The organism is Citrobacter sp. wls718 (genome assembly GCF_005280945.1).
GTDB lineage: Bacteria > Pseudomonadota > Gammaproteobacteria > Enterobacterales > Enterobacteriaceae > Citrobacter > Citrobacter gillenii.
This window is the reverse complement of record NZ_SZWV01000021.1, coordinates 41969-43034: the sequence shown is the minus strand read 5'-3', so window position 1 is coordinate 43034 and position 1066 is coordinate 41969. Positions and strand designations below refer to the sequence as shown.

At 52.6% G+C, this 1066-nt stretch carries 1 protein-coding gene; it reads right to left on the bottom strand.

The genetic code is table 11. The features are described from left to right. Nucleotides 1-62 precede the first annotated feature (62 nt). Nucleotides 63-923: a small-conductance mechanosensitive channel MscS gene (locus tag FDW95_RS04295; RefSeq protein WP_096755773.1), complete on the bottom strand. Its 861-nt coding sequence runs from the start codon at nucleotides 921-923 to the stop codon at nucleotides 63-65. Between the last annotated feature and the right edge of the window lie 143 nt (nucleotides 924-1066).

The following is a 1066-nucleotide window of genomic DNA, read 5'->3' as shown; positions in this document are numbered from 1 at the left end:
ACGCCTTATCCGGCCTACAGGTTTTGTAGGCCCGGTAAGCGGTAGCGCCACCGGGCTCGCGATTATTCTGCCGCGTTTGCTTTCACGCGCTTGAAATTCACATCCATTTGCGGATACGGGAAGCTGATGCCGTGAGCATCAAACTCACGCTTAATGCGTTCCAGTACGTCCCAGTAGACGCTTTGCAGATCGCTGCTGTTGCTCCAGACGCGAACCACGAAATTAATCGAGGACGCCCCGAGCTCATTCAGGCGCACCGTCATTTCACGGTCTTTCAGGATACGCTCGTCAGACTGAATGATATCGGTGAGGATTTGTTTAACCTGGTCGATATCAGAGTCATACGCCACCCCGATAATAAATTCGTTGCGACGAACCGGTTCGCGAGAGAAGTTAATGATATTACCGGCAATAATTTTCCCGTTGGGGATCACCACAATTTTGCCGTCTACGGTACGCATGGTGGTAGAGAAAATCTGCACATTGAGCACGGTACCCGCTACGCCGCCAAGATCGACATATTCGCCTGCGCGGAACGGACGGAACATCACCAGCAGAACGCCTGCGGCGAGGTTAGACAGCGAGCCTTGCAACGCCAGACCGACGGCTAAACCGGCGGCACCGAGCACGGCGATAACAGAGGCTGTCTGCACGCCCACGCGGCCCAGCGCAGCAATCAACGTAAAGGCAATAATACCGTAACGCACCAGCGCAGAGAGAAAATCAGCCACGGTCGCATCAATTTGACGCGCCACCATCACACGGTTAATGGTGTTGGACACAACCCGAGCCACAATCATCCCGATGATGACAATAGCGATAGCCGCAACGATGTTGACGGCATAGCTCAACAGCAGCTCCTGGTTACGCACCAGCCAGGTACCCGCACCGTTTATGCTGTCGACAACATTCAAATCTTCCATTCACTATTCCTTTTTTGCTTACCCAAACGGGAGAAAGAAAGCCGCCCCACCGGGACGGGCAATTTGACAAGGGTAAACAATAAACGCCATTTTTGCCAAATAGATCACATAATTCTCTGTCGACTACCGCGAGAAATGACAAT

Bases quoted from the DNA above. Each gene is read 5' to 3' on its own strand.
- FDW95_RS04295 (WP_096755773.1), bottom strand. From the start codon at position 923: ATGGAAGATTTGAATGTTGTCGACAGCATAAACGGTGCGGGTACCTGG.